The sequence below is a fragment of the Pseudomonas sp. PDM26 genome (assembly GCF_019219185.1).
In the GTDB taxonomy this organism is placed as follows: domain Bacteria; phylum Pseudomonadota; class Gammaproteobacteria; order Pseudomonadales; family Pseudomonadaceae; genus Aquipseudomonas.
In genome coordinates this window covers 233,954-259,601 of the sequence record NZ_JAHUWC010000006.1, presented here as the reverse complement: position 1 = coordinate 259,601, position 25,648 = coordinate 233,954, and the positions used below count along the sequence as shown (strand labels likewise).

The following is a 25,648-nucleotide window of genomic DNA, read 5'->3' as shown; positions in this document are numbered from 1 at the left end:
CCCCTGTTTCGGGTCAGCGCCGTGGGGCTTTAGTCATGAGCTTCAGCTGGACACCCTTCTTGACGACGAAGTCGACTTCACGGGCGGCATCAACCTCAATAACCGGATACAGGTTCTCAGCCATTTCCAGGTAGAAGTCAGCAATGCGCTCCAACGCCGAGCCAACACCACCGATGGCAGCGCCCTGAAGGGCCTGCGAGTTGAATGCCTGTTGGTAAACCGGATCAACAACACCTTTATTGCCGCTACTGCTCCCTGTACCCGTCACGTTAATACTCGGCACTTGGCGAACGCTGAACGCTTCACTGACGCCTTGCATGAATCCTGCTGCGAGGGAGCGTGCGAGGATCGCGCCCTGCTTCGAGATCAGGCGACCGCGCACACCTGCCTTACCGTCCTCACCCGCCGCGTACGCATCCATACCGGTCTCGATAACGCCACCGTCATCACGAACACAGGAGATGGTTTCGGCGCGCATGTAAGCTCGTTCTGAGGACATGTCGCCAAAGGCGCTGGCAATCAAGAAGCACTCGCGAACGTCTGCACGGAATCTGTTTGGTAGAACAGCCTCTTTCTTGATTCGCAGAAGAACTGGGAACGGATCCTGGCGAGCCTTGGTGCCGGTCGGTGCATCCAAACCTGTAATCAACGCACCGGACATGATGGAGCCGGCCGGCAAGAAGACCTCCTGCTCTTTTTCGTCCTTGCCGTCGTCCTCCTTCGGCTGCTCACTGCCAATGGATCTGATCGTCAGCTTCTCGTCCTTCTTCGGGGTCTGACCCGGTTTGACGGGGTCTTGAGCCGGAGCCGGCGCATTTGCAAAGAAGGCCGATTGGTTTTTATTCGGATCATTGCCCACAGAGTTGAAACGCTCTTGGGAAGCCTTTTCACGCTTAATTCGCTCTTCCTTTTCCTTGAGCTCGGCTTCCTGCTCGGGCGGTGGCGCCTTCGACTGATTGGTGCGCACTTCATCCGCAAGCTTCTGATTCTCAGCCACAACCTTGTCGGCCTGCTCCTTAGCGAGAGAGACCTGACCTTTAAGGTCGTCAACAGTTTGTTGGACGGTCTTCAGGCTGTCCTTGAGTTCCTTCTGGTTGTTGCTCTGCTCCATCAGGGTCTTGAGGTTGCGCTGAACTTCGGTGATGGTTTTCTCTTGGTCGCGCTGTTTAGAGTTGATGGAATCGATGCCCACGGAGCGGGGATCACCGTCATACAGAACACGGCCAATCGTTTGCTTGCCACCCTGCTTTCGCTGTTCATTTCCCCCAATCGAGCTCATCGCAAAGACAGCAACAAGAACCACGCCGATGGCGCCTACAATCGCCACAATTTTCTTTTTACTCGGGCTCAGACCCGACCACATTGACTTGATCATAACCCCCCCTTTAGTTCAGCAGGCTCGGCCTGGAAGACTCTTCTGCAGGCGCGTCACCAACTCGAGTCACGATGTATATTTCTGTCGCTTGACCTGGCTCCAGCATGTTCCGCGGCCATGCGGCAGCCGCGGCCAATGACGGATGCGTACAGGAGGTTTCGTCGAACATGACCGGGACATTCGAAGAATTGCGCGCTACACCCACTAGGGCTTTGAAGTTATGACCCAGAACAATTTGGGAGCGCGAGAAATCGAAAGCTATGCCCTCCTGATAGCAGGCAGGGAGCGTATCGGTGCGACTCAATTTGCCCATGGAGAACCCCTTAGGAATGCCGCCCAAAGCCAGGGATCGCATGATCCCTTTGATGGACTCCATATAGGGTTGCCCCTCCTCCCACTTCTTGGCTTGACCCGAGTAGCGGAATCCGCCCATGCCGCCCGGCGTAGCACGACCACCAGACCCTGGCACCTGTCCAAGGATCAGGTTGGCCTGAATTGGCGGCACCTTCCGCGGCGCGAGTGTCAGGCTGATCGCCACCGACTCGTCGTCCTTCGGCGTGATGTACATAGCGATCGGCGCTTGATCCTGCGTCGATACGTAAACAACGTTCCCTTTGATTTCAACTGAGCTCGATGAGACGGTTTGAACAATCGGTTTTTCGAAGGGCGTAACGATTCGGTTGAGGTGACCAATAGCTACGGGAACGATGGTGTTCACGCCTGGCTGGACAATGACATCCTCCAGGGAAGAAACCATCGCAACCGACTCCTCCCCCCCAGCGGTGGTTTTGGCCACAGAGGCAGGTACGGCCTGAAGGTCACCCTCACGGCCGCCACCGGACACTTTCATCATGTCGGTGTCTTTCTTCGCTGGCGGGATGGGCGCACTTTTTTCGACTGCGGGCGGAGCCGATTTCGCGGCAGGTTCAGGAGCCGGCTTCGGGGCTGGCTCAGGAGCCTTTTGAGCTGTCTCTTGATCCAGAGCAGCATGCGCAGCCGCCTCGCTCTCCTCGAGTCCGTAGTCAGAGGGATCAACCGGTTTCGGCATCGCATCGACCACGAGAGTCTCTGTCGAGGCCGTCGGCATTTTTGGAATATTCAACTCACGCGCATGAACCGTTTGAACAGCCGCAAACGCAGTGAGAATCAACGCTAGTTTCACCTGTTTACTTTTCATTATTGATCTGGTCCATACGCTTACGAGCTTGGGTGGTTTTCTCTTGGCGGCGAATAACATCTTCAGTTCGAGGTGGCCCTTCGTACGTGTCGATGAAGGTCAGTACTGGCTTGTAGTTTTTAATTCGCAAGTCAAGTTCATAGGTGACATTTTTTGGCTCAGGCTTTCCATTGGGACCGGTCATGTAGGATCGGCCGGTCACATAAAATTTCCTTGTATTGGACCGATCACGCAAAACATCTTTAGCGTTAAATTTCAGAGTCACCCTGTCTTGGCGAATCTGAAGCACTTGCGCCTCAATTTTATTAACAACATCCTGGTAAATCTCAGTATCGAGCAATGGCTCAATGGACTTACGAATCACTTTTGACGACGACGGTGTCACGTTGCCGAGTCGGTCAGCGATGTAAAGAGCCCAGCCTTCAACAAACTCATCGGATGCCGAGTTTTCGTCGACCCAAGCACGCTCCGTCAAGGTCGGTGGCTGCATATCGATAACAGTGCTTTTATTAAGCCAACCGACGATTGCAAACAGATCAATTGCAATCAACGCGACTACCAACCCCCGGAGAAATTTATTCTCCGAAACCGTTCCTCGGAACGTTTGCTTGAAGTTCTTAAACAGCATAATTGCCTCAATGGAATTCACGGATAAATGGATTCGGAATTGTTCTGGACTTCGCCCCAGTCAACCCGGTAAACCAATAAATCATGTGCACCATAAATCCATCAGGATGATCATCACGGTACTTTCTGTACCATCGGGTCAACAAAAAACCTCCGATAGTACAAATGGCCGCATAGCCGGTGAACATACCAAAAACAAGTCCAATGCCAATTGGCGCAACTTCATCAGCCTGCCAAAAGAGAAGATGGGGTGGATCATCTACATATTGAGGAATGCGGACAGGCTGCATTTAGTTCTTAGCTCCAGGACTTTGCACGATCTTAGACATACTTTTCATAATGGCTTCAGGTGTAACAGCGCCGTCTAACCTGACCTGCTGACCTGTTACGTTGTGGCGAACGATCGTTGTCGGGGTTTGGTTAATCCCAAGATCAATCGCTTCCTGAAAATCAGATTTGATTTTGGCGTAGAAGTCTTCGTTATCCATGCACTTGGAAAGCTCAACGCCGTCAAGACCAATACTTTCGGCGATAACACTGAGTGGCTTTTCCGTACCGGTGCCATTACCAGGTGTTGAACTAAATATGGCGCCGGCCATCCGGTAGAATGCGTCATTCCCACCCTGCGCTGCAGCGCACTCAGCTGCGTACGCTTCTCGACGTGATGCATCGCCATGGATAGGAACGTGTTTGAAAATGACGGAGATGTTCCCCCTAGATCCGTCGGCGAGCGCTTTAGGCACCGCAAAGTACTGATTGCAGAATGTGCACTCAAAATCAGAGTACTCGATAAGCGTAAATTGGGCCTTTGGATCCCCATAACGCCGATCAATCTGAGCCGGTTGCGCCTCTCGCACACGAGGCTTATCCGGTGCAGAAGAATCTTTTCCTCGAATCACCGCAGTGATCCTGTTCTCATCAATTACTGAATCAAGGACGTCACGCTTGAACGCCCAAGGCTTAACCTTGGAAAACTGCTCATTGACTTGGTTTGACAGGTCAACGGCCTGGCTAACTTTATGGTCAGCCAGGAAAAACGAACCCACGGCAACCAAAAGGGACAACGATGAAATTGCGAGAGGAACAACAAATTCTTTTTTCATGAGACACCTCAACCATTGAGCACATGGTGAGGTCTAGGTCGAGCGTTTTGGACTGAATCCGACCCGCTGAAAGGGTCAAAAGAGGAAGCCCCAGAAATCGGGGCTTTCTTTCAGTTGGTGCGTCAGAGACGCTTTGGCAGATTGCCAATCAACAAGCTGCAGGCGATGGGAAGCAGCGTGATGATCACCACCGGAATGACCATCGGTGGGATTGGCACCGGGGCGATGAAGCTAACGCAGAGGCTAGCAATGATGAAGGCGATGATTTTCGAACTGTACGTATTGAGGAAGGGCGAGGTATGGCGGAACGTGTATCTTTTGATGTTCCAACTCATATAGCCCCCCAGCACTGACGGCACGAGAATTAAGGCCATATAGGGCAGCCACATCAACAAAAGCAACAAGCGGTAGTAAATGTGGTACATCACTTTTGTCAGGGCTTCACCGCGATTTCCAATGAATGAAAACCATACCCGGCCAAGGCCTTCCCATGCTTTTGACTTCTCTCGCTCCTCCGCAGTCGGAACAAAAAAACTTTGAACTGTTTGATTGAGACCGGTTTCAAGATTTACCTTGCTATAAAGCTGATTCGTTTTATTGATCAGCGCGTCATGCTGATTTTTACCCATCAGCACTTCGCCCCAGTCTTGCTCTTTGAGAATCGCCATATCGATAAATTCATTCGGAACAATGCACACGATCAGAAGAATTTCGATACAGATAAACACCAAGGTCGCCCACAGCCCTTGGGGCATCTTTTCTTCGACGTCGGCCATGTTAGTCTTCCTTAATGTCCCGCCACACACGTCCGATAGAAGAACCTTCTGGCATTAGGATCTCTTCGATTTTGTTCCGCGCCCCCGCACTGCCATGATTTTTTACCACGCCATCGAGCAAGCCTTTAATTTCCAACACCGAGTCTTCAGGCGTGGGATCCTGAAGTAACAGTGAAGTAACGCCTGAAAGAAAAGGTTCAAGAAACGATACCAGACGAGCTCTATCACTTTTCCCCAGGTAGGACTGATAAGAGGATAAGCAATTTTTTAGCAGATCCACACACTGGGGAGTTGTCGACTCTAGTCCAGCCAACTCCAGAGCAGCAGGGACAATCTCCACTGCAGTTGGCCAGTCAGCCTCAAGAATGTTCAAAACCATTCTGGCCTTATCATCTTTTGGCAACATACGCGTAACTGTTTCAAAACGGGATCGCACGATTATGCAGCCTCTTTAACTAGCAATTTTGCACGCTCAACTGCCATGTCATAATTTTTAGGACGGGTCAGAACTGGAATTTTTCCTTTCTCAACTCTACCGCCAGCCAGAATTGCCAGGAACTCAAGATTAGGCAATTGCCCTAACAGCTGCGCAGGGAACAACTCGCCCTCTTCATCCATAAGGCGCTCACCTACGTTGAGCGAGTGCATATGTGGATCATCTTTAGTGGTGTTGCCCTGAGTCCGCATGACATATTTGTAATAGGTCGGCGGAATCATCTCAGCAATATACTTCTGAGTTTCTTGGTCTGTGATACGCAAGGCAATCACATGGTTAGTGTTACCCAATACTTGACGTGCCTTTGCAGGGGAACCCATTCGAGCTTCAAAGTCCGCAATAGTTTGCGTAGCAACATACAAACGCATACCAGCACCACGACCTTTGTTTAACAGTTGAACAAGCTGGTCGTTTACTGTTTCAGCGGCTTCATCAACAAAGATATTTACTGGCCTGCGCTTTAGTTCTTCCGGATCTTCGAAGTTATAGCGTTGGCCCGCTACTGCTGCCAAGTCGGCCAAGAAGATCGAACCAATAGACGATCCAACCATGCTATCGGATAGCGAATCCAGGCCCATGTAGAGCACATCGGCCCCTTGGATAATCTTGCCGGAGTCAGTGATCTCCCGCTCATCATCTGGATCATCCATGTTTGGCGATAGGATCGGGCCCATGTGCCCAGCTGTAAGCATGTTTAGAACTGGCAGCAGCGACGCAATCATTTTGCCGAAGTGAGCCTTGTCATGCTCAAACATCGAAAGCAGGCCCTCCAGGTCGGAGCTTGGCGCCAACGGCACGATCTCCGTTCGATAAAGCCCCAGCAGGGCCTTCGCCTTCATTTCATCAGTTTGGGCTTTGTTTAGAGCAACACGAGCTAGCGCTTCAAAATGCGGGTGGACTTTTTCCCCGTAGGCTTTGATCGCTCGTATAACCAAAGGCGCCAAACCACCCTCTAGCGTACGCCGCAATTCAACAAGGGTCGGCAGCATGCCGCACAGCAGCAACGCCTGGATAACGTTGTTCAAAGCCATCTGGGCGAAGGCCTGGAACGGATCGCCACCCTCGGATTTCATCAGTGCCGCAATGCGCGAGGCAACTTCGGTTGCACGACCAAAGTTTTTGGTCGGCGAAATCCGGACGCTCTTCTCTGGGAAGGCAGGGTGGAAATATTTGAACCGCTCTGGACGCCCAGAAAGCTCGCAGGCACGCTTGGCATTCTCAGCAAGCTCTTTGTCGCCCTTGGGGTCGAGTATGATTACAGCCTCGCCACGGAGGACGGCCTGGCTGATCAAAATGTCAAATTCCCGGGTCTTCCCAGAGCCCGTCGTCCCAACGATCAGGGTATGGAGCGACGTCAGGTCTTCCTGCATCTCGATTGGCCGATCTGGCTGCATGGAGATGCCATGAATCCACGGAGAACCCATGAACCCATCTGGAATCTTTGGCATCAGCTTGGTGATGTCGCGCTTGAGCAACTCAAATACCTGCTGGCCCTCGCTCTGCGTCCATTTGAACCCAGTTCCGAGGAACAGCTTTCCCCTGTTTTTGAGCATCTGCTCAATCAGTTCATCCTGCCCCATCAGTACAGCCGGTTTTGCCTTTAGCCCCTGCTTCACTCGGTAGAGGTGCACGGCAGCAGGGATGCGACGCAGAGCGAAGCCCCCCATCACAATCAGTGACAAATAGAATGGTTGCGGCGGCAAGTCGGTGAGCAAGTGCACAGCACTCGTAGCCGCCATGCCCAGCACCCAACCACTCGCCTCGAAGGCCTCAAAGTTGGGCCTCCATGGCATCTCATACGCCCATTCACTCATCGCTATCAGTCCACAATTTCGATGACGTGATTGTTCCTGACTAAGAGGTATTGGTGCGTAGCAATTAGCGCCCTCTTCAGGGTCGGTTCGTCAACTTGAAGGGCATTGGAAATATCACTTAGTTTTCTTGGTTGAATGGTCACAACACGCTTCCCATTCATCTCTGACTCCTTGCAAAGGGCCAGTGCAGCCGCAGAGATACGCCGAAAGTTTTCAGCCTCAACTTGATCCTTGGCGACGGCTAACGAGTGTCGGTATTTCCCCTTCGTGAGGTATTCAAAAATTGCCCCCAGGTAACAGTTCAGCATGACGCTCTTGGGCGCCCTGCGCGTCATGGTTCCGGTGAAATCGTCCCAAAGCCACATTGCCTTCTGCAGCTTCGGTAGATCATCGAAAACAAAACCCTCGCCGGCGAACTCGAAATTTGGCTTGTAGCTCACCATGGAAACGGTCTTGTCGATGTTGGATGCGTACCACCTCAAGGACTTCGACAGGTCCGGTGTCAGGGCAAGAAACTCTTCGTACTCGGCCGCGTCATCCAACGAACACTCATATCCGTTGAAACTCACATCAATCGCGGAAGATTCTTCTGGCAGCGGGAGACATACGACAGGGGAGCTTGGCAAAGGCTCTCGCGGCTTCCTTGGCTGCCCAACCTTGATCTCTGGGTATGGCGCACTACTACTCTTCGAAACACTGATGCCCGGCGCAACGCCCTGGTGAGTCGGCCTTCCAAGATTAGCCTTCGGCGCTTCCTTCCTAGCAGGAGCAGGAGCAGGAGCATCAAGCCAAACCTGAGCTTCCAGGTGTACATCCTGAAAAGGCTCCTCGCCCCAATCAGGCATCATCTGTGCCGGCGGGAAGAGGTCGGTAGGCGGCTCTAAGTCGTGATCGAAATCTACACTCGGCAGCATCACACTCGAACTCATCACCGGGAGGTCAAACTCGTACATCGGCTCCGGGTCGTCGAGATGTGTTAACGATAGATCCCCTACCATTGAATACGATTCTTGCTCAGTAGAGACCGGTGCTGACCTGAGGTCCGCCACATCGAGATCTGGAGAGTGAAGAACGCGCTCCATGCCTTTTGGAAGGCTCACCGAAATCGGGGAGCCTGCCGGCAGATCACCAATGAACTCCAGCGATATATCGGTTGGTAAGTCGTTGAAGCCAAACTCGTCCATCCCCGCCAGTTCCGGTGGAATGATCATTTTGACCTCGCCACCCTGCCGACTTGGCTTTACTTGGGGCGTGGCCATGGCTGGTTGCGGGTTTACGCGAGGGCGATATGGTTCAGCCTGAACATCCTCTTCGCTCTCCACAGGACCAGGTCGAACGGACGCTTCTGGCCTTTTGTCCTGCTCGGCATCTGCGGCTCGCAACGACCGATTAGGAATCGCCATGCCTGCAAGTTCAAGGACATCATCGTCAATGTCCGAATAGTTGTGGGCATATTCAGCATCACGATCCGTTTGATCACCAGACTGCCCCCCATTTCCATTGTTAATGCCCCCTGCCGCCGGTCGAGCTGGTGCTGGGTTAACCGGTCCTTTTGACGACGGAAATTCATCTGCAGCCGGTCCTGGGAACAGTCGCACATCATCAGCGAGCTCTGGCAGTGAAAATGCAGGATCGCCAGTTTGGGTCAGCCGCCCCTCTTTTGTATCACTTCGCTGCTGCTTGTCCGCACCACCTGAGTGAGGGCCTCCACCCTTATTCGGTTTTCCAACAGCCGTTGTCTTCGTAGATGGTGCGTCACGCCCACCGATTTTAATTCCCTCGACCGCGGCTTGCTGCTTACCACTTACGACAATTCCCTGCTCTGTAGTCGCGGTTTGGGAAGGTGCGCCGACGATCTTGATTTGAGGGGCGGATATCGAACCCGGTGCCACCTTCTCAAGAGTGGCCTTTGGCGCTTTTGTCCGCTGCGATGGCTGTTGAGGTGATTGAGCGCCAGGAGTAGCCGACGGTGCGCTGACCGATTGCGGTGCCCTTTCCGAGGGAACACGCGAGACGGGCTGCGTCGGTGCGATATTTCCAAAGGGGTCCGTCCCACCAGCGGGAGCCGAGAAATCTGGCACGCTTAAAGTGGGCGTGTTGAAAATTTCCGCAGCAGGTTTTGGAGCAAAGGCATCGACGGTACCGCCTCCGAGGGAAAACATCGGTTCCATGGTCGCCGGAGTGCTCGCTCCTGGAGCAGGGAAAGCCGCCAGTGGATCAGTGGTTTGCGGCGCCACCCCCCCTCCGGGCAACGTAACCGCTCCAGTGTTGGAGTTCGCTTCAAATCTGGTTTCGTGCTCGCCCTCACCCACCACACCAGCAATGGATTGTGGAACCGGCTCAAAGGGAAAAAGCAGGTTGGATGCAGCCAACCTGACACACTTCAATTTAATTGGCTTTGGACGCCCCTCACTGAGCAGATCAGGGAAAACCGACCAGTAAATTGATCCATCCGGCGATCGTTCGAGAATATGGTGGTCAAGAAGCACTTCACCCAGTGCATCCGCACTGCGTGGTACCGCCTTGACGCCCTTCTCGTTCAACTCCTCGGTAATGTCCTTAACGCCCTGCACCCAGGCAATATAGACCCCATCACCGATGATCCAAACTCGGTGCCCCACCTCATTAACCTGCCAAACGCCGATACTTTTGAGATGCCGCATCGTATCAACCACGAGCGACGAAACGGGCACGCCAATTCCCAGAGCTGATTGTCCGGAAGCGTCTCCGCCCCACTTCCTGAGGTCAGCCTCTACCGAAGTCGAGTCTGCCTTGATGACCAGGCCCGTTAAAATGCTCTTCTCGTCATCACAGGCTATCGCATTAACCATCGCAAAATAGAGGTCCTGTCCTGCCTCCATGAGCCACAACCGCAGCTCTTTTGGCAGAAGCCTATCGATCATCGTTGTCGACAGATGCTTATGGACATCGTGCCGATTTGGATTCCAATGAAAGAAATAGCGCTCCACACCATTCTCTTGCGCCCATTCTGGGATCGAGTTGGCGACCGGCTGCCAGACCTTTTCAGCCGATGCATCGGTCACCCTCAAGTCGTAAAGTGGCTTGCCTACGTCATGCATAAGCGCTGCGAGCACTGCCGCTGCATTCCATCGATCTCGTCTTTTGATGCGATCGGCCGGAAACCGGTCATGGTCAAAGCTGGTCACCTGACACGCATTCAGTGCGTGGACCGCGACCTCAAGGGAGTGCGCGAGGAGGCCACCAGCCCCCCGGTGGTGGTGCGCCTGTGACGCCGGCAGCATGTGCGCAAAGCTGGCGAAGGAATCGAGAACCGGCAAGATCAAACGATTGAACTCCCTGGGAGGGAGTCCAATACCGCTGGCTATAGAGCGCACCTTGGCTGCGTGCGCATTCAGAAGGAATTTGCCCGGGACCCTTGCTGGTAGGCCTACCAGAAAAGGTGGGTACTTGAGCGAGGCCTCGTCACCTCGCATCAAATACTTCTGCAGCTCGGGGTCTTCGAGTTCCAGCTCTTGGATTTGGTTGATGGTAAGACTGCGCTTGCCTTCACGCCCAGCATCTATGGGGGTGCGCGTAACGAGCCCCTTTAATATTCTAAGTAATTGCATGCAGTCCTCCTGATGCACGCATTCTGTCTAGATGTCGGAATGCCGGTGCCTGAATCGATACCACTTCGCGGGTCGGACTCACCACACCATCACTTTGCACCTCCCTATGATCCCTCTCACACACTACGGGAGGGCAATATGGTCCGGACAAAGGCAATCACTATCGCGGCTGCTGTATTTCTTACGGCATGCACAAGCACCCACAAACACCCCTATGACCAGATCACTGAAGACGCCACGGCGTACGTGCCGGTAAGGGTTGCGCACGAGTTTTACAGCAGCTGGGGGCACGATGGCCGCGGCGGCGCTGCGCTTCGCAAGCCAGCGTACGAACACGTGATGGGCAGCGAAGATGAAGTAATGACCACTCAAGGTAATTACGCGCAGTTGCGTTCGGGACAGGGCACTGGAAACAGCGTAGTGGTGACCGCACTCAATCACGGAATGAACAAAGCTATCGACCAGGCCCTTACCTTCACACCGCCCACTCAACAACCGGCACCCCGCTCCAATGCGCTCAATGCCAGCAAAGAAGAATACGAACGGGCATATCGAAAGCTGTGTCGTGGTGCTGGCATGGAAATGACCGAGCGCGAGTGGGAAATTGTTGCTCTGGGCGGCCCTCAGGGAGTCCCCGCGACTCTTCGTGGGAAGTGCCTTTCCTACAAATAGAACGTATGACAGCCATCCCGAGCACTCTGGTGCTCAGCACGAGAGGTATTAGCTCGTAATGGGATACCGCTTCCGAAATGGACGCGAGAACTCGTAGGAGCAGCACGCTATCGACGGCCTATAATTCTCAAACTACTTTCGACTCGTTGTCGAAATAGCTGCAACTGGCACCAAAAGAACACCATATGCGCTGCAAATCGCCCCGCCCAGCCGGGGCTTAACCTACGATGCAGCACCTGGGCAGGAAATCCAATGATCGCCGCCAACCTTAAACTTCTGGATATCTACTCATTGGTCACAACCTGCAAGCGGGGGTGTGACGGGATCGAGAACAAACCAGCGGAAGGCATCATCGGGCGCAGCTTCTATTGCCCCAGCGATGTGGCGAATATAACCATGCTGCTGGTCAGCAAGAACCCTGGGATATCCGACCCTCGAGAAAATGCCCTGTATGCACCTCTCGATGGTGCTGGCCGTGTCGCAGCGCACACCCAATTCGTAAGCGATTGCTTTGCCGGGAACAACCAGCTGGTTACTTCCCATTATCACGCTCGGATCATCAGATGGGTGTCCAAGATCCTCGATGTCGAAGAGACACCTGACGCAGTCTTTGCGCATGCGGCTTTAACCGCACTAGTGAAATGCCATTCTGGTGGAGCCAAGACAGACCGCTTACCTGATGGAACGGTGAGGACCTGTGCGGACACACACCTGTTCCAAGAAATCGAGGCGATCCGACCTCAGTTCCTGCTTGCCTTGGGTGGTGAGGCATACAGCTACCTTATGTTGCCTGGTGTAAGGGCTCGCCATGGCCTGCCCGTGGGCAAGCTTTATCATCCGAGCTGGTCGAACATGAGAGGCGGCGAAGCACGCTATATCAATGAAGAACTCCCAAAGCTACGCAAACAGTATCTAGACGCTCTCTCAAGGGGTCTTGCTGATGCCCATGAGCTATCCATGTGAGTGTGAACTTCAGGAGCCGGTAGACCTGCCCAATGCGGTTTCTAGCCTAGAAGCAGATGAACCATCCACCAATATGCGCGGGTGTCATAGGTGGCCATCCCCAGAATCATACCAATCATCGCCCCAAAGACGATCTCAACGATTAGCAGGTATTGAACCCGGACTCCCCAAAGATACTTCCCCTCCGATTGCTCCTTCAGTACATCAGGAAGGGCATGCAAGCGGTTCGATCTGAGCTGCAGATCCAACCCAATATTGGTCATGCTTCTTGAAGCGTCTGCCTTGTCCATTTCTTCGCTCTGCCCGTGGTTTGCATTGCTACCGGTGATTGCCTCATGAGCAGAGATCAACGAACTCAGGGAGGCCCGTTTGCGAAGTCGTTTTGTAATATGCGCGGCTGGCTCTGCACTGCCCATGAACGTCCCCTCACCAGTTGTGATTCAGGGACCGTACCAAAAATCAAGTCCGCCACAGGCCCTATTCGCGACCTTTGGTGGGTCGGATGCCCCCCATGCATAGCTACTGCCAGCGGTAAGGTGGTCAGCAAGAACCGAAGAAGCACTTCGATGAACACCCGCCGCAATAGAACGCATGACCGGGACTCGTTGAACATCGCTCTCGTGTTCGGGCCGGAGGTATCGCCTAAGTGCCCTGCCGCCGCTTCACACTTGCACAAGCGAATTACGACGATGACGGATCAAAATCAGTACGACGAAAACAATGAGGGCTCTGCCCACAGCCAGGCCCTAGCCAATAACCTGAGTACGTTCTGCGAGGTAGCTGTCGCGTCAGGAAATACCGGCAACGTCGGGGAGACCAATCTCACATGGTTGGCCCTTGACCTCATCGAGGAACAGGAGGGTTTCAACCTTCGTGACTATGAGCGTCCGGATACCGTGAAGCATATCGAACGTTTGGCGCTCGCCTGGGCACGAAGCGAACAGTTTCAACCGATCGAAGTCCAAGTCGTGGACGGGCATTGCTATGTACGTGATGGACATTGCCGGCTCCGGGCAGCTCGACTGGCCGCCTCGCGTGGCGCCCCCATCAAACGATTGCCTGTCATTGAACTCAAGGGGAACGATCAGCTCGCCTGCGTGCGGATTCTGACCTCAAATGAGCAGCTCAAGCTCAGCATCATCCAGCGAGCGCATGGCTATCAGCGGTTGCGCGACTTTAATTGGTCGGATGAGCAGATCGCTACCCATATCGGCATGACAGACACTCACGTGCGTGAAACGTTACGCCTTCTCCTTTTGCCTGGGTCAATCCAGGTACTGCTTGAAAAAGGTGTCATCAAGCCATTCCTCGCACTTGATCTATGGCGAAAATATGGTCCTGGGAGCGAACAAATCATTCTCGATGCGTATGAGGCGCGCAAGAAGGAGCACGCTGAACTGGTGGCCAAGGCAGCCATTGCCGGGGATGAGCCACTGGCCACACCTGACCAGGTGGTTGATCAGGCGACTCCCGGCCCGAACCCCGAGCCAGAAATTCGCCTTACCAGTCGGCACATTTCAGCTCCGACAAAACGTATCGGTAAAAAGCTGATTACAAACATGACGTCGACAATGACCGGGATCTCGAAGCTCATGCGCGAGTCCGCGGTTATTGATGCAACCAAAGGAACCATTTCCGTCCAGATCCCGATCGAGGAGTACGAGCGTTTCATGTCGATCTCAAGCGAGGTTTCGAAGCATCGTCAGGACGATAACGCTGACACACCTGACAGTGATAAGGACCAGCAGGTACTCGGCTTGGCTAGTTAAAGCGCAGATGAGGAGAAACCATGCAAATCATCACAGCTACTCAAGAGTTCACCGCCGCTGACTGGGAGAAAGTTGGCCAGCTCTCAGCGAAGCGGAAGCAAACCGCTGCTTTCGATGAATGGCGCAAACGGCTTCGCCCAAATGATCGACTCCCACGCGGCCCATTTTTTAAAGGGAAGAATGCCGGTTCTGACCTGTTCATCATTGACGAATTTTGCCAGGCGTATGCCAAGAAGCCATTCGACTTGAGCCACATGAACCCGTTCGAAACATTCTCTTTTGGCATAACGCCCCGATCCCGAGTGACAGCCGAATCGCTGGCCCGTTTCATGATCATGGAAGGAATCAACACACCGCCACCGAGCGCGCTTGAATTCATGGCCTCGGTCGAGTCCCAGCCTACTCCGCAAAGTTGAGGAAAAGGCCCAGGTAATGCCGGAAAACTACATCTGGTGTGCCATTGCAGCCGATCGACCATTACATCTAGTGCCACAAAGGAAAAAGACCGTGCGTAACACATTTACTTTTCCGCATAACCCGATGGCCTCGGGTAAAGGCAAGACCCCAATTGCTGACGCTTATGAACAGGTCCAAACCGCTCTTAGCGCGTATCAAGGCCTGCTGGTAGCTGCATTGGGTGACGACGCAGAAACCTACGAGCTGGCCTGTGCTTCAGTAGCCATGGGCCGGGAGAACGTAGGCATTGCTTTCAGCGTGAAAGACCATCGTGTCTACGTTCTGGTTACCGACGATGGCCGACCAGATATGCACTATCTGCCGACTTGGTTGCTGGACTTGGCCAAGTACCTGACGGAAGCCTTGCGGACTTTCGTGGTACCAGATCAGGGGAGTGAATTCACCTACTGGAGTGACAGCGAGCGTGGGCGATTCATCGCATACAAATTCAAAATGGCCGACTCCCCGACGAGCATCGTGCCAGCGGGCACAGCGCCAAAGGAATCAGGAAAAACCATGCAAAAATATGACCTGCACGCAAAACGTCGACAGCTAAGCGCGATCGAGAACGCGGTTGTTAGTCTCAATTATGGGCGTATGTCCCCATGTGCCGCGGCGGCCATCGTTTCCGGTGGGGCCGCTGCCCTTGTAGCGGGACCGGTTTTTCAACTTGGCCTGACAGTCGCCTTTGGAACCGGTGCCGCTACAGTAGTCCTCGCATATGTGTTTTCTAAATTTCCGAAGTCGTGGGCCGAAGTCGTAGACAAGCGATTGGAAAACTATGAGCCTGTAGATCATGAGGCTTACGCCAAGTTGCACGAAAGAACAAAAGCGTATGGCGGGCTCGAATTGCGGGCTATGTTTGAGTGGCTGGATAGTGAAAACGCAGCCGTTCAGATGTGTAAGCCGGTGCGACTAGACGGCTCCGGGAAGCGCTTTATGAGCAAGGATGTTTCAGGTAACCGCGAGCCACACGAGTAGGAAGGAGAATCCCGTCCATCCGTGTTTGCTGCCTCAGCTTTCATGAAGGGGGAGCCAGAAGATACTTCTGTCGCCCCCATATTTATTTTCCTTCCTCATCGAATACGCCGACCAACCGGACAGTTCGCTCTTTTCGGACAAGATACACAGGCCCGTTCGTGCGGGTGCCTAGGTGCAGCGCGCAACCCCTCCCCTCGCAACATCCAATACCTGTTCCAGAGCGAAATCACTTGAGCACTGGAAAGCAGCGTCACAGGTTTGTATACGGTGCGCGTTGAGTTCGAAATTCGAATGAACCCGGTTCCAGACACTGGCAGATTTCGCCCAAACAGCGATTGCGACTGGCGTGCCAGGATGAAGGCGTAGACGCTCAACTGAATCACGTCCTTGATGTAGACCGACTCGCTTTTTCTGCGCTTGGTGTCTACGGGCACAAGCCAGCCATTAGCCAAAAAAACCTGATCACCCCGACCATGCAGAGGCACAGGGATTTCAGTCGCCAAGTCGCGCTCAGAAAGGACTACGCGCCCCCCTCTCAGTGCATCCGGGAGGTTCTCACTCCAGGCTCCAATTGCACGATTCATCTACTCACCTTTTCTTTTTTCACACCACTACAGTACCCCCGTCTCGGAAAGTGCAACCCCCCCTGAGGGCCTGGATTTGGGCTTGCATATCCCATGGTTGTGGGAGAATTCACGCGGTACTCGAGGCGTCACGTATCGTGGTTTATGACGCCGACTATGCCCCAACCATCCAGAAAGACTGATATCGGAAAATCAACCATGACCACCAAAGAACAGGCCGCCGAGTCGTTGATTCGCTCCACTGCCGCCTTGGGCAGCCTTGCAGGTCACATCCTCAAAGAGCGACCAACAAACAGCCGTGGTGGTGTCTCGAAAACCAAGGCGTCGCGCAAGGCTGCACGCCGCGCTCGACGCACACCCCGGCGCGGATAGGAATAGCTTTTCACCTGGTGCACATACCAACCAATCGCATGGAGCCACACCCAAAATGCCACAAGATGAAGCCACTCAGGCCAGCTTTGATGCCCTACACACGCAGATCAATGATGCAATCATGGCTGACCATGAGGCACGGTGGATGCAGACAGTCGGCGGGTTTTCGGGACGCCGCATGCCCAAGCAAGGCATGTTCGTAAAGACCGGCCCGCATGGCGGCTCGATGCGTGGCTCAATCGGTTGGGTTGTCCAGGTCCGTCTAAAGCAGGGGCAGTTCGGTTCGGACAACTATATCTTGTGTCATGCGGGCAACGGAGGATGGTTGATGCAGCACGCGAATAACGTTTTCTATCCGCTCACCCCTACCGAGGTTGAGCTGGTGCGACCGTTCTTCGCTGATCGTCTGCCAGAGAACGAGGATTTCAGTCGCGGCTATACCATTGGCAATGAGGAAACACGCGCTTTTGGCTTCTTGATCGATCCACCAGAAGGGTTCGAGCCGCGTGGCGGTGAAGGCGCTCGTATGCGCACTACCGTCACGGGGGCTGACGGTAAATCCACCGTAACCGATACCGTGTTTCTGTAGGTGACTTGTTCGAGGAATGAATAATGGATCAACAGAAAAAGCTCCTTCAGTTGAGCGAGTCCCTACAAAGAATTTGGGACGATCTAAAGCTCACTCCGTCATACTCAGAACGAGCGGAACCCATTGACCCGCGAGACGACGAGGTACACTTCACATTCACGTATGAAGAGGAGGAGTTGGCCGATCAGTTCATTCGTGCCGCACGCCGCACGTTGGCGAGCTTCGGCCCTGAGTACTGGTTGCCCGACAGCCACCCGCTGGCCGCACAGTTCCGTCAAGACGGGCACATCCAGTTCAAGGTTAGAAAGAGCCTCATCGTGAGTCACTTAAACTGGGGTGTGTCATTCATCCTTTGCGACGCAGAGGAAGGTTACTCGCTGGTCGAAGACACGCAGCCCTGAGTCAGAGGTAATTCACACTAATGATGCCAATCGACCCCATTGCCGTGCTGAATAGGCTTCAAGAGCTTTACGCAGGTTATCCCGGTGCATTTCAAGGCACAGGAATAGCCTTATCAATCCTATGCCTGTACTTCGCCGTGATTGAAATCGCAACCCGCGTAGCCAAGTAGGAAACGCCGCTCCACCCACAAGCCCGCCGTGCGGGCTTTCTTTTGTCGCAGCTATTAGCAAAAAATTCTATTTCTATCGAAAGCCAATAAAAGTTGCAGTTGGGTAGAACGTGAGAGGCTAGTGGCGTGAAAATGATAATCCATGAGGTGATGTATGAGCGGTAAACGTAACGGCCGCCATCCAAGGTCTGTATCGGCAACCGAACTATCCAAGCTCGGCCAGTGTGAATTGATGGTTGCACTCAACCTGCCCGACGCGGCATCGCAAGAGATGAAAGCATTGGCCCGCCAGGGTGAGGCTGAGCACGAACGGTTTCATCTGCGGGCTGTCCTCAATGCCGGCACCGCAGAGGAAGTTGCACGCCTACGTAAGTAACGCAAATAGGGGGCAAATTGCCCCCCTCCTTCCCAAGTTAGAAGGCAATGTTGCTCTAGGTTTCCCCAGGGCTAAGCATTGTGTTTGATCTCGTAATAGTTGAATCACCAAACAAAATTAAAAAAATCCAGAAATTTCTAGGGGACTCCTACAAGGTTGCCGCTAGCGTGGGGCACTTTCGTGACCTTCCACTCAGGAGGATGGGGGTAGACGCTCCAAACTTCGTACCTGACTATGAGGTAAGTGAGGACAAAAAGAAGGTCGTCTCCAACCTGAAGAAGTTAATTCAGCAGGCAAATATGGTTTACCTCGCCACCGACCTTGATCGGGAAGGTGAAGCCATCGCCTGGCACTTGAGGGAGGTCCTCAAGCCAAAGAAATACCGAAGAATTAAATTCAACGAAATCACCCAGAAAGCCCTGACTGATGCGATCTCCAAGGCCGGCGACATCGACATGATGGTAGTGGCCGCCCAGGAGGCACGCAGAGTTCTTGATCGCATCGTTGGATACACTGTCTCGCCGCTGTTGACCGAGCTTTCAGGGGCCGGTGTCAACCTATCCGCCGGCCGCGTTCAGTCTGCTGCCCTCTTGCTCCTGGTAGAACGAGAACAGGCTATCGTCAGCTTCGTCTCGGTTGATCACTACAAACTGAAAGTGAGCTTTCCCTGGCCAGGTAGACAAGCGGTCTGGACTGCAGAATGGCAACACAAGGCACTCCAAGCCGCTATGGGTGTTGAGCAAACCGACCTTTTTACACACGCCCCCTATCTACAAAGCCTCGCCGACGCCATTAAAGGCCAGCCAGCATTCATGGTTTACAAGCTTGATAGTCGTGAGGAAGACAGAAAGGCGCCGGCGCCATTCACTACCTCCACCCTGCAGCAGGCTGCAAGTGTGAAGCTGGGGATGGACGTGGATCAGACCGTGAAGAAGGCCCAGGCACTCTTCGAAGCAGGGCTGATCACGTACCACCGAACTGACAGTCCCAACCTTGCCGAAGAGTCCGCTCAAGAAATTCGTGCATGGCTCACTGGGCAGGGACATGCGGTCCCAGCAACCCGCAACACTTGGGCGTCCAAAGCTGACGCTCAGGAAGCCCACGAAGCCATTCGACCGACTGCCATCGGCATCACACCGTCCGATTTTGCACCTGACAGCGACGAGATGAAGCTCTACAAGCTCATCTGGCTCCGCGCCGTGGCCAGTCAGATGGTTCCGGCCAGGTTTCATGCGACCAAGGCTCTGCTCCTCTCGGCGGTTAAAGTGAAGGATCATAACCTGCAGTTCTTGGCAAAAGGTCGAGTCCTATTGAGCCCGGGATGGATGGCGCTGACCCCCGACGACGCAGTTGAGGACAAAGAGGAGCCAAACGATGATGAGTCCGACAAGTCGCTCCCTGAGCTTCAGGAACAAGCCCGGCTCCAATGCAATGAAGTACATGCCGTCACAACCGCTACGAAGCCTCCGCCGCGGCTGACGGACGCGTCACTCACAAAACTGCTCGAGGCCATGGGGATTGGCAGGCCCTCTACCTTCGCGTCGATTGTGGCCACGCTGTACAAGCGCGAGTACATCCGCAAGGAAGGTCGAAAGCTCTTCGCTACGCCACTCGGCATAGGCGTGATCACCATTTTGAAAGGCCGGTTCAGTTTCGTCAGCTACGATTTCACGAAGATGATGGAGGACGCCCTGGACCAAATTGCCACTGGAAAAGCATCGTACTTGGCCGTCGTTGGTTACCAACACCAGGTACTCACGGGCGAAGTGGAAAAGATCAAATCTGACCCGAGCGTCTCTGCAGCAGTGGCAGAACAGAAATCTGAAATGTTCGGCGACCAGGTCAGTTGCCCGATCTGCAGCTCAGGAGTTCTTCGCCGGCGGACGACCAGTTCGGGGGCCTTCTGGGGATGCACGAAGTACCCGGCCTGCACAGCGTCTTGCAATGACACTAAGGCGAGAGGAAAGCCTCCTGAACCTGATCTTTCAACCATTCGAACCAAGGATGCGTCTGCTGACAGCAGCACGCCCAAGCCGGAACGAGTCATTTCTGAGGTGAATTGTCCCAAGTGCAAGAAGAAAAAAATGTCATTGCGGCCCGGTTCGAAAGGTCCGTTCTGGGGATGCCTTGGCTACCCTTCCTGCAAGGGAACGGCGCCGGATGATGGTGGAAAGCCCTTAATTTCAGCGCCGCAGGCAACCTGAGTTCGTCCCTGCGAAGGGGGCTAATCGGAAGCTCCGTTCATTATGACATCCGGATAATGCGCCGATTGGACGGAAGCTTTTTGGGTGATTTATGTGCATCGACGGCGCTATCGCAGTAACCAGCTACTCCTCAGCAAACTCAAAGCTACCGGTTGAGATCGGGATTGCCACCGGCACCAACACCCTTAATGTCGTAATCGGTGTCGTACCCGGGGTCATCGAGCTTTACTCTGGTGATGAGGCCAAGGCTGGACTCAGCGCCCTTGAAATGGAAGCCGTGGGCCTCCAACCCACAAGAGCCTGCGAGCTGATCAACGATTTCCTAGTCGGTGGCGTTGTAGGCTGTCGGGAAGAGCGTGTCAAAGTAGCTTTGCAGCAGCTCTATAAAATCGCTGGCAGTGACATGGAGTTTTTTTTGGAGGAACTGGGTGACCTCGACATTGCGCCTCCGACCTTTGACCAGGGTGCATGCGCTGAAATGGAGGCTCGTAGGCTAGTGTTCCTCGCCAGGCAAAGTAAGACCGGGGGCGAATCACATGTTCAACACTGACGTCCTACCTCACGAAGTTAAGGAAAAACTGCAACGCCTACTGGACTTGACCGCGTCACTTGAGCGGGTCAATTCGAAGGTGTTGCACGGCCTACAGCCGACGACTGAGGATTTCCTATTACTGGGAGAAGGTCGCCGAGAATTTGGGGATCTAATCGCACTCTTCGGCTTGCGCCCGCCGGGCAATTCAAGCTCGTAGTTTCGTCCTGACAGTACAAGCCATTAAATAGGAGCACCAAAGTGAATAAATATCAGCTCGTGGAAAAAGTTTCAGCAAGTGCGGATGTTTCGAAAGTCGCTGCTGGAAAAGCTGTTGATGCACTGGTCGATGCCATCACCACCACCCTGAAAGACGGTGGCACCGTTACCTTGGTCGGCTTCGGCACTTTCAGCGTTGTGGACCGCCCTGAACGTGTTGGTCGAAATCCCCAGTCAGGGAAGCCGATGACCCTCCAGGCCCGACGTGCCGCCACTTTCCGCGCGGGTAAGTCTCTCAAAGAATCGGTCAATTGAGGGAAGGCTGACCTATGGACGAATTTGAACTCGCGCCCTTGGTGCTGGAAAAAAGCATCATCGGTGTTGTGATCCTCGTGACCGCGGTTATCGGACTGGGCCGTGGTATCAGCGTGCTGCAACGGCGGTGGAACCTGAGTAACGCGCGGTCCCTGGGCATGTTCTTCGCTACGCTCGCCATCGTCGTTGTGCTGTCGGGCTATTTCCAGCTCGCGGAGCGATTCTCGCCCGGCCTGACGCCGTTCATGGACTTGATCGGCGTGATTGGCATATTAGCCATGACGGCATTCTGGTCGGTGGGCTTTTACGTCCTACTGGGTGGCAAGCTTCCACGGAATCATCGTTAACGAAAAAACGGAGAAAGCAATTTTGATTACAGGGTTTTTTGTTTTCATCGGCTTGTCGGGTCTTACCATTGGGATGCTGTTTGCGGCTAAAGAAGTCATTGAGCAAATGACACGCCGCAATGATTTGCTTGAAGCAGATCTGCGTTCAAAAGGTGTGAATCTGGATAAGGCCATCGCTGATTCAGCCACAAGAGCAGCGGCTGACAAGTAACTGAACCGTTCTAGGAGCTGCACACATGAGATCACCAGTGACGATTGAACAGATGATTCTTGAAGGCTCTTGCACTACCGCATGGGCAGCGAACGCGGGTTACAAGTGGGATGCCCTGGTGATCGGCGGTGATGCGCTGGCAAAGCGCAAGTGGTGGCTTGCGGCGCAGGCTTTCAATCACACTCCAGACGCATAGGAATGGATCGCTGCACACCACCGACCCATGATTGGCGGATCAGCAATGCTGAAACACTGCAGATTCTTTCAGGGAATAAAAATGAGTAGTGAAGCGAATGTGGTTAGATCGGTCAAAGGTGTCCGTGTGCTCGCCTTCATTGGCCCCGTCGTTATCTGGTTCGCTCTGATAGCTTTTAGCGAGGGGTCCAAATACATCAGCGTGTTTCTGTATCTCATCCTGGCCGCTTACTTAGCGCGAAGCGCCGTTGGGATCGGCGCCACAAGCGCGGTGTGTGACACCGACGAAGAAATCAGGGTCAAGTTGGGGGCAAGCGAAACGAAGTAGCTGTGGTCAGCCAACCCGCGCCGGCTCGGCACAATCGTTCTCTGGACGCCCGGGCTAGCTTCATGGCAGTCGGCATGTGTTATCCTCAAAAAGATTCTTTCGCGTCCAGGATGGACTGGCGTGAAGTCCAGCTGATGGCAATTATCAGCACCAATTACCAGCCTAGTGGGGTCCATATCCCATTGGGGGACATGGCCTCCACACTTTCGGAGAACGCCATGTCAAATCAAGCCCCGCAATCAAAACTCTCCCAGACGATCGGCCTGATGGCCGCACGGATTGCAGAGAAACTGTTGGTGAGCCACACGATCACTCCTCCAGCAGACCATGAAGCCACGCGGACCTATGAGGTTCTCGTAACGCAAACCATGAAACGCACCATCGCAGTGACAGTTGAAGATTCAAATGTGCTGGCTGCAATGGAACAAGCCGCTGCTCTGGCCGCCACAATTCAAGACGCCGATTGGGATCTACAAGATGATCCCATTCACGTCGAGTGCAAGGTGATCAAGTAATCGAAAGGGCGGTAGGCATGGCCTGGTTCATACCTTGGCTATGCGTCCATCCATAATCGCCTTGTCTCCCGGAGGCAGGGCGTTTGGGGGTTGCCTTGGCAGTAGCTTCAGTTGCTGCCAAGGTCTGTCCTTTTCATCTGGGGGGTGTACGCCGTGATCACCTAGATGGACTTACCAAACTGGTAAACCGGTGAAGCACCTGTGGCACACCGCACTTGGAAATTCGAACGTATCCGAAAGGCCCCCCGCGCAATCCCTCATCCCCTGCTTGACCCAAACTAATGCCTAGCATCGAACCAACACCGACCCAGCCGGTCAACGGACCACATATTGCTTGGATGGTGAACACCGAACCATCCACGGTGCATGTTGCTCGACAGTAAGAATCGATGTGCCATTTCCCACGCACCCCTGCTACCACCGCGAGGTGCAGCATTGAGCCATTGACCAGCAAGTAACCTACCGCCTCATACCCGGGGTAACCTGAGGTATCGATCCCAAATGCCCAGCACTGCCCGCTGAAATCGTCTGGCAACGGTTGGACCGTTAGGTCCTGCATTACACCGTCTTGCGCATGGTCATGCAGTTGCGGAGCCATGGACCACAAGTGATTGCACCTGGCCTTGAAGCCGGCTCGCTTGGTTCCGCCATCAATCCAGGAGCTTGCCCATCGACCGACGCCTTGGACAACCATGAGAAAGCCAAACAGCAGCGCTAATCCATAGACCAGGATCAGGGGCTTGAACGTCGGCAGCAAGATCTGACAAAGGGCGTTGAAAAGCAGCGCTGCAGCGATGATGCAGAATCCCGGTTTCACATACCTAGCCAGGCTGACAAGGAGATCCTTCAACGGTTACACCTCGAGTTCGGTAGAGTTGAATCCAGCGAGCACCTCGCTGAACCCCTTCGGTTAAATCAGTACCAGCTGCGGCCAAGTTGACCAGTTGAACAACCACATCTGAAGCACCCTCGCCGTCGACGTATCGTGCAACCTTCGCCCACTTTGCCGCCTCCTGCAGTTCCTCAGCAGCAGCAGTGTTTGTTGCGATCGCGATCGCCAGGTCAGCAGCTGCGTGTGGGGCTCCACTCTCAGCCCCAAACCGCAAAAAGGGTTTCGCCTTTTCAAGGTCCCGTCCAAGCAGCCCGTTGCCGAAGAGGTAGAGTCGGCCGATCTTCGCCGCGGCCTCAGGATTACCGCTACAAGCCATTTCCTTGAGCTCGACCAATGCCACACCTGCAGCGTCCATGTCGTCTCGAGAGATGGCATCTGCAATGCTCCCCTCTAGTGACACTGGGTCACTTGCGGTCGCGGGTAAGGCCAGGAGCAGGGTCAGCAGTACGACAACTCGCATTAATGGCACTCGCTAATAACGTGAGAAGACTATATGCGAGCCTTGCCGGCGCACGGCCCCCAAACAGGCCCTACGGCCGGGGCAAACCCGCTTGGTCTGCAGGCACGCCGATTCCATTTGGTTCGCCGGGTGGGCCATCCACACGCTTAACAGGTCCTGGCGACGATAATTCCAATGTCCTATTTTCGACGGCAACAACGTTTACCGGCCTGCCAAGAGCATCAAGCCCAACGACCGTGCTGCTGCCGCCGGCGAGGTCCAGCCCTCCAGCAAGGTGATTTGCCTCTACCCTGCCGTTTCGCAAGCGCTTAATAACGATCGCGACAAGCGAGGGCACCACCAGCAGGAACGCTACCCCGGCAACAGCCACAGTCGTAACCATGGTCACCGCGTAAATAACCCACTCAAGCGCCCTCATGCCCATCGCGTCCGCCACGCTCTGGGCGTGAGCAAGGCCATTACGCACCACACTGGGAAGGTGACTCGCGATATCCATCTTGAGGAGGAATGACGCAGCAAGCGCGATAACCAGCAGCACGCCCCCTCCCCTTAAGGCCAAACGGATATCCGCCCAAGAAGGTATGCAGTGCATCGCGATGATCAGGGCGGCCAAACTCCACACGATGCCTGTCACGCCGGTGCTGAGGTTCCCGTAAACCAGAGACCATGCACCTGCCACACCGTCCAGAAAGACAGATGGATGGAATTCACCATCCAACCAGGGAGCCACGGCAGGGTTAACTGGAAAGAGGTACTCAAACAGCAGGAAGGCCATAAAGATTGGAGCCACGCCTTGCACCACCAGCCCGACAGCGTGAAGTGTTGAGGACGGACGATAGCTGAATGCGACATAGCCCAGTCGGCCCGTGGCTGCGTCGGGTGAGTAGAGTCGGATTTTGGTAATTTTCAAACCGAACATCAAACACGCCAACACATGCCCCATTTCATGAATGGGTGTACCGAGAACGCCTGTGACTGCGTAGAACGGGAAAACGCTCCGGACAAACGTCTGAACCAGCCTGTCCATAATCAGGATGACCAAGGGCGGCATCAGGAAGATGTAGGCCAGGTACTGTACGATCAGTTGCCAGTTTGAATCGTTGAACATTGGAGGCTCACGGAAGGTGGGGGGCCGCCCATTC

At 54.1% G+C, this 25,648-nt stretch carries 30 protein-coding genes; 16 read left to right on the top strand and 14 right to left on the bottom strand.

What is annotated here, in order from left to right; all coding sequences use genetic code 11:
* Positions 1-13: 13 nt before the first annotated feature.
* The 9 genes from KW849_RS14525 to mobH form a co-directional block, all read right to left on the bottom strand.
* Positions 14-1,375: a TraB/VirB10 family protein gene (locus tag KW849_RS14525; RefSeq protein ID WP_218430002.1), complete on the bottom strand. Its 1,362-nt coding sequence runs from the start codon at positions 1,373-1,375 to the stop codon at positions 14-16.
* A gap of 10 nt (positions 1,376-1,385) precedes the next feature.
* Positions 1,386-2,552: a type-F conjugative transfer system secretin TraK gene (locus KW849_RS14520; RefSeq protein WP_218430001.1), complete on the bottom strand. Its 1,167-nt coding sequence runs from the start codon at positions 2,550-2,552 to the stop codon at positions 1,386-1,388.
* Positions 2,542-3,180 (bottom strand): type IV conjugative transfer system protein TraE, encoded by a 639-nt coding sequence (locus KW849_RS14515; protein WP_218430000.1) that lies wholly within the window; start codon positions 3,178-3,180, stop codon positions 2,542-2,544. The genes KW849_RS14520 and KW849_RS14515 overlap by 11 nt, the downstream gene beginning before the upstream one ends.
* Before the next feature lie 7 nt (positions 3,181-3,187).
* On the bottom strand, positions 3,188-3,469 hold the full coding sequence (gene traL, locus KW849_RS14510) for a type IV conjugative transfer system protein TraL (RefSeq protein ID WP_050682337.1): 282 nt from the start codon (positions 3,467-3,469) through the stop codon (positions 3,188-3,190).
* Complete coding sequence (locus KW849_RS14505) at positions 3,470-4,282, bottom strand: thioredoxin domain-containing protein (protein ID WP_218429999.1); 813 nt, start codon at positions 4,280-4,282, stop codon at positions 3,470-3,472.
* A gap of 122 nt (positions 4,283-4,404) precedes the next feature.
* On the bottom strand, positions 4,405-5,058 hold the full coding sequence (locus tag KW849_RS14500) for a DUF4400 domain-containing protein (protein WP_218429998.1): 654 nt from the start codon (positions 5,056-5,058) through the stop codon (positions 4,405-4,407).
* Position 5,059: 1 nt separating this feature from the next.
* Positions 5,060-5,464 carry a hypothetical protein gene (locus tag KW849_RS14495; protein WP_218429997.1) on the bottom strand — a complete coding sequence of 135 codons (405 nt, stop codon included), beginning with the start codon at positions 5,462-5,464 and terminating at the stop codon, positions 5,060-5,062.
* Positions 5,465-5,496: 32 nt separating this feature from the next.
* Positions 5,497-7,368 carry a conjugative transfer system coupling protein TraD gene (gene traD / locus KW849_RS14490; protein WP_218429996.1) on the bottom strand — a complete coding sequence of 624 codons (1,872 nt, stop codon included), beginning with the start codon at positions 7,366-7,368 and terminating at the stop codon, positions 5,497-5,499.
* Between the two features lie 5 nt (positions 7,369-7,373).
* Positions 7,374-10,958, bottom strand: coding sequence for a MobH family relaxase (gene mobH / locus KW849_RS14485; protein WP_218429995.1), 3,585 nt, complete (start codon positions 10,956-10,958; stop codon positions 7,374-7,376).
* A gap of 138 nt (positions 10,959-11,096) precedes the next feature.
* On the opposite strand from mobH, the gene KW849_RS14480 reads away from it, so the two are divergent.
* Positions 11,097-11,630, top strand: coding sequence for a hypothetical protein (locus KW849_RS14480; RefSeq protein WP_218429994.1), 534 nt, complete (start codon positions 11,097-11,099; stop codon positions 11,628-11,630).
* A 252-nt stretch (positions 11,631-11,882) separates the two neighbouring features.
* A complete protein-coding gene (locus KW849_RS14475; RefSeq protein ID WP_218429993.1) occupies positions 11,883-12,593 on the top strand; it encodes a uracil-DNA glycosylase family protein in 711 nt (236 codons plus the stop codon).
* 41 nt (positions 12,594-12,634) lie between these two features.
* Here the strand turns inward: KW849_RS14475 and KW849_RS14470 are convergent, their stop codons facing one another.
* Positions 12,635-13,009 carry a hypothetical protein gene (locus KW849_RS14470; RefSeq protein ID WP_218429992.1) on the bottom strand — a complete coding sequence of 125 codons (375 nt, stop codon included), beginning with the start codon at positions 13,007-13,009 and terminating at the stop codon, positions 12,635-12,637.
* Between the two features lie 150 nt (positions 13,010-13,159).
* On the opposite strand from KW849_RS14470, the gene KW849_RS14465 reads away from it, so the two are divergent.
* The 3 genes from KW849_RS14465 to KW849_RS14455 all read left to right on the top strand — a co-directional run bounded on the left by KW849_RS14465 (position 13,160) and on the right by KW849_RS14455 (position 15,799).
* Positions 13,160-14,362, top strand: a complete 1,203-nt coding sequence (locus KW849_RS14465) for a hypothetical protein (protein WP_256357225.1) — start codon at positions 13,160-13,162, stop codon at positions 14,360-14,362.
* Positions 14,363-14,382: 20 nt separating this feature from the next.
* Complete coding sequence (locus KW849_RS14460) at positions 14,383-14,778, top strand: hypothetical protein (RefSeq protein ID WP_218430088.1); 396 nt, start codon at positions 14,383-14,385, stop codon at positions 14,776-14,778.
* A gap of 91 nt (positions 14,779-14,869) precedes the next feature.
* The gene (locus KW849_RS14455; RefSeq protein ID WP_218429991.1) at positions 14,870-15,799 is read left to right on the top strand and encodes a hypothetical protein; all 930 of its coding nucleotides are present in this window, start codon (positions 14,870-14,872) and stop codon (positions 15,797-15,799) included.
* Between the two features lie 95 nt (positions 15,800-15,894).
* Here KW849_RS14455 and KW849_RS31870 read toward each other — a convergent pair whose 3' ends face one another.
* Complete coding sequence (locus KW849_RS31870) at positions 15,895-16,383, bottom strand: PD-(D/E)XK nuclease family protein (protein WP_218429990.1); 489 nt, start codon at positions 16,381-16,383, stop codon at positions 15,895-15,897.
* A 198-nt stretch (positions 16,384-16,581) separates the two neighbouring features.
* Between KW849_RS31870 and KW849_RS14445 the strand changes: the two genes are divergently transcribed.
* The 11 genes from KW849_RS14445 to KW849_RS14395 all read left to right on the top strand — a co-directional run bounded on the left by KW849_RS14445 (position 16,582) and on the right by KW849_RS14395 (position 23,154).
* The gene (locus tag KW849_RS14445) at positions 16,582-16,755 is read left to right on the top strand and encodes a hypothetical protein (protein WP_218429989.1); all 174 of its coding nucleotides are present in this window, start codon (positions 16,582-16,584) and stop codon (positions 16,753-16,755) included.
* A 55-nt stretch (positions 16,756-16,810) separates the two neighbouring features.
* A complete protein-coding gene (locus KW849_RS14440; RefSeq protein ID WP_218429988.1) occupies positions 16,811-17,344 on the top strand; it encodes a hypothetical protein in 534 nt (177 codons plus the stop codon).
* 23 nt (positions 17,345-17,367) lie between these two features.
* A complete protein-coding gene (locus KW849_RS14435) occupies positions 17,368-17,745 on the top strand; it encodes a hypothetical protein (RefSeq protein WP_218429987.1) in 378 nt (125 codons plus the stop codon).
* Positions 17,746-18,069: 324 nt separating this feature from the next.
* Positions 18,070-18,291 (top strand): hypothetical protein, encoded by a 222-nt coding sequence (locus KW849_RS14430; protein WP_218429986.1) that lies wholly within the window; start codon positions 18,070-18,072, stop codon positions 18,289-18,291.
* An 80-nt stretch (positions 18,292-18,371) separates the two neighbouring features.
* On the top strand, positions 18,372-20,495 hold the full coding sequence (gene topA / locus KW849_RS14425; RefSeq protein ID WP_218429985.1) for a type I DNA topoisomerase: 2,124 nt from the start codon (positions 18,372-18,374) through the stop codon (positions 20,493-20,495).
* 91 nt (positions 20,496-20,586) lie between these two features.
* Positions 20,587-21,045 (top strand): hypothetical protein, encoded by a 459-nt coding sequence (locus tag KW849_RS14420; RefSeq protein WP_218429984.1) that lies wholly within the window; start codon positions 20,587-20,589, stop codon positions 21,043-21,045.
* Positions 21,046-21,285: 240 nt separating this feature from the next.
* Entirely contained in the window at positions 21,286-21,558 is a 273-nt protein-coding gene (locus KW849_RS14415) for an HU family DNA-binding protein (RefSeq protein WP_218429983.1), read from the top strand.
* 14 nt (positions 21,559-21,572) lie between these two features.
* Positions 21,573-21,905, top strand: a complete 333-nt coding sequence (locus KW849_RS14410) for a hypothetical protein (protein WP_218429982.1) — start codon at positions 21,573-21,575, stop codon at positions 21,903-21,905.
* Positions 21,877-22,116 (top strand): hypothetical protein, encoded by a 240-nt coding sequence (locus KW849_RS14405; protein ID WP_218429981.1) that lies wholly within the window; start codon positions 21,877-21,879, stop codon positions 22,114-22,116. Before KW849_RS14410 ends, KW849_RS14405 begins: the two co-directional genes overlap by 29 nt.
* Positions 22,117-22,141: 25 nt before the next feature.
* The gene (locus tag KW849_RS14400) at positions 22,142-22,312 is read left to right on the top strand and encodes a hypothetical protein (protein WP_218429980.1); all 171 of its coding nucleotides are present in this window, start codon (positions 22,142-22,144) and stop codon (positions 22,310-22,312) included.
* Positions 22,313-22,701: 389 nt separating this feature from the next.
* Positions 22,702-23,154 carry a hypothetical protein gene (locus tag KW849_RS14395; protein WP_218429979.1) on the top strand — a complete coding sequence of 151 codons (453 nt, stop codon included), beginning with the start codon at positions 22,702-22,704 and terminating at the stop codon, positions 23,152-23,154.
* Positions 23,155-23,311: 157 nt separating this feature from the next.
* Here the strand turns inward: KW849_RS14395 and KW849_RS14390 are convergent, their stop codons facing one another.
* The 3 genes from KW849_RS14390 to KW849_RS14380 form a co-directional block, all read right to left on the bottom strand.
* Positions 23,312-24,004 carry a hypothetical protein gene (locus KW849_RS14390; protein ID WP_218429978.1) on the bottom strand — a complete coding sequence of 231 codons (693 nt, stop codon included), beginning with the start codon at positions 24,002-24,004 and terminating at the stop codon, positions 23,312-23,314.
* Positions 23,976-24,401: a hypothetical protein gene (locus tag KW849_RS14385; protein ID WP_218429977.1), complete on the bottom strand. Its 426-nt coding sequence runs from the start codon at positions 24,399-24,401 to the stop codon at positions 23,976-23,978. Before KW849_RS14385 ends, KW849_RS14390 begins: the two co-directional genes overlap by 29 nt.
* Before the next feature lie 175 nt (positions 24,402-24,576).
* Complete coding sequence (locus KW849_RS14380) at positions 24,577-25,614, bottom strand: M50 family metallopeptidase (protein ID WP_218429976.1); 1,038 nt, start codon at positions 25,612-25,614, stop codon at positions 24,577-24,579.
* Positions 25,615-25,648 lie beyond the last annotated feature (34 nt).